Genomic DNA, 2,594 nt, shown 5'->3' on the forward strand with positions numbered 1-2,594 from the left:
GCGCGGCCAGCGCGCGATCGCGGTGGGCCGCGACGGCCGCCTGTCCGGCCCGGCGCTCGCCGACGCGCTGACCACGGGCATCCGCGCCGCCGGCGTCGATGTGATCGACATCGGCTGCGTGCCCACCCCGATCACCTACTTCGCCGCCTTCGAGCTCGGCTGCGACTCCTGCGTGTCGGTCACCGGCAGCCACAACCCGCCCGACTACAACGGCCTCAAGATCGTGCTCGGCGGCCGCACCCTGCACGGCGAGGCGATCCAGGAACTGCGCCGGCGCATCGCCGCGGACGATCTCGTCGAGGGCGCCGGCGGGCTGCGCAGCGCCGACGTGCGCGCCGCCTACCTCGACCGCATCGTCGGCGACGTCAGGCTCGCGCGCCCGCTGAAGATCGTGCTCGACTGCGGCAACGGCGTCGCCGGCGCCATCGCGCCCGCGCTCTTCCGCCGCCTGGGCTGCGAGCTCGTCGAGCTGTTCTGCGAGGTCGATGGGCGCTTTCCCAATCACCACCCCGACCCGTCGCGTCCGGAGAACCTGCAGTACGTCATGCGCGCGCTGCGCGAGACCGACGCCGAGCTGGGGCTGGCCTTCGACGGCGACGGCGACCGCCTCGGCGTGGTGTGCAAGGACGGCGAGATCATCTACCCCGACCGCCAGCTCATGCTCTTCGCCGCCGACGTGCTCTCCCGCGTGCCGGGCGGCGAGATCCTCTACGACGTCAAATGCACGCGCAAGCTGGCGCCATGGATCCGCGCGCACGGCGGGCGGCCGACGATGTGGAAGACCGGCCATGCGCTGCTCAAGGCCAGGCTGCAGGAGACCGGCGCCGCGCTCGCCGGCGAGATGAGCGGCCATATGTTCTTCAAGGAGCGCTGGTACGGCTTCGACGACGGCCTCTACGCGGGCGCCCGCCTGCTCGAGATCCTCTCCGCCCGCGCCGACACCAACGCCACGCTGAAGGCGCTGCCCGACGCGACGAGCACGCCGGAGCTGAACCTGAAGATGCGCGAGGGCGAGCCCTTCGAGCTGGTGCGCCGGCTGCGCGAGGCCGCGCTCGCCACGCCCTCGTGCTTCGCCGACGCGCGCGAGGTGATCACGCTCGACGGCCTGCGGGTGGAGTTCGCCCATGGCTTCGGACTCGCCCGCCCCTCGAACACCACGCCGATGGTGGTGCTGCGCTTCGAGGCCGACGACGCCGCGGCGCTCGCCGAGATCCAGGCGGCGTTCCGGCGCGCGCTCGACGCGGCCTGGCCCGGGCTCGCGCTGCCGTTCTGAGGCTGCAGACGGGCGCCCTCGGGGAGCTCGATCGCCCCCCTGCGCTCCGCCGCATATGGGGGCGCTCCACCCGGCGATCCGCGCAACCGGCGGAAGAACGCGACAAAATGCACGCCGCTTGCGTCCGTCGCGGCGCACAATCGCGAGATTCTTTTTACCTGATCCAATGCGAACGAGGCAGTCGATGACGGCACGGGAACAGCGCGAAGCGCGCGCACGCGAGAGCAAGCAGGCCCACAAGGGCATCGACATCCCGTCCTGCCCCGGCATCCTCGCCCAGCTCATGGACGAGCTGCGCCAGCCGCAGGTCAGCGGCAAGCGCATCGCCGCGCTGATCGGCCAGGACGTCGGGCTGGCCGCGGTGGTGGTGCGCTCGGCTAATTCACCCTACTTCGGCAGCGGGCGGCGCATCGCCTCGATCGACGACGCGATCCGCATGCTCGGCTTCGGCATGCTCGCCAACCTCGTCCACGAGGCCCTGCTGCGCAGCAGCATCGCCGACCCGGGCGCGGCGCTCGAGCGCTTCTGGGACAGCTCGCGCTGCACCGCGCAGGCCAGCGCGATGCTTGCCCGCCGCACCGGAATCGCGCGTCCGGAGACCGCCTACACCTTCGGCCTCTTCCACGACTGCGGCATCCCGCTGCTGGTGAAGCGCTTCCCGGATTACAAGCGCATCCTGGCCACGGCCAACCAGGCCACCGGGCGCTGGTTCACCGACGTCGAGGACGAGGCGCTCGACACCAACCACGCCACCATCGGCTACCTGCTCGCGCGCTCCTGGGGCCTCACCGACGCGGTGTGCACCGGCATCCTGTGCCACCACGACTACTCGGTGTTCGCCCCCGACTCCGGGCTCGAGGTCGAGGCGCAGACCCTGATCGCGCTCAACCTGGTCGCCGAGTACGTCGCCGGCACCCACCTGCGCACCCGCCGTGATGCCGAGTGGGACAAGGGGCGCGAGGCGGTGGCGCGCTTCCTCGGCTACGCGCCGACCGAGCTCGACGACCTCGCCGACGACCTGCTCTACGCGCTCGACCGCCAGGGCGAGGACCTCCCGGCCTGAGCCGCGCGCGGGCGGGCCGCCGGCAGGCGAGCGCCGCTCACACCGGCTCGAGCCTGGCGACGCCGAGCAGCAGCCACTTGACGCCTGCGGGGCCGAAGTTGATCTGCACCTTGGCGTCGCTGCCGCTGCCCTCGGCGGCGACGATCACCCCCTGGCCGAACTTCGCGTGCGCCACCGTCTGGCCGATGCGCAAGCCGCCGGGCAGCGTGGCGAAGGCCGGGCGCGGCGCGCGCGGCACCTGCGCCGTGCCGCCCGCGG

At 72.5% G+C, this 2,594-nt stretch carries 3 protein-coding genes; 2 read left to right on the forward strand and 1 reads right to left on the reverse strand.

Translation table 11 applies throughout. The features are described from left to right. Together C667_RS22035 and C667_RS22040 are read left to right on the forward strand one after the other, a co-directional pair. Positions 1–1,273: phosphomannomutase/phosphoglucomutase (locus C667_RS22035; RefSeq protein ID WP_004385370.1), on the forward strand; the 1,273-nt coding region annotated here is incomplete at its 5' end. A gap of 184 nt (positions 1,274–1,457) precedes the next feature. Further along, positions 1,458–2,336: an HDOD domain-containing protein gene (locus C667_RS22040; protein ID WP_004385372.1), complete on the forward strand. Its 879-nt coding sequence runs from the start codon at positions 1,458–1,460 to the stop codon at positions 2,334–2,336. Positions 2,337–2,373: 37 nt separating this feature from the next. On the opposite strand, the gene C667_RS22045 is transcribed toward C667_RS22040, so the two are convergent. After that, the coding region (locus C667_RS22045) for a hypothetical protein (protein WP_004385374.1) at positions 2,374–2,594 on the reverse strand (221 nt) is incomplete at its 5' end.

The organism is Thauera phenylacetica B4P (genome assembly GCF_000310225.1).
Taxonomy (GTDB): Bacteria; Pseudomonadota; Gammaproteobacteria; order Burkholderiales; family Rhodocyclaceae; genus Thauera; species Thauera phenylacetica.

Bases quoted from the DNA above. Each gene is read 5' to 3' on its own strand.
- C667_RS22040 (WP_004385372.1), top strand. From the start codon at position 1,458: ATGACGGCACGGGAACAGCGCGAAGCGCGCGCACGCGAGAGCAAGCAG.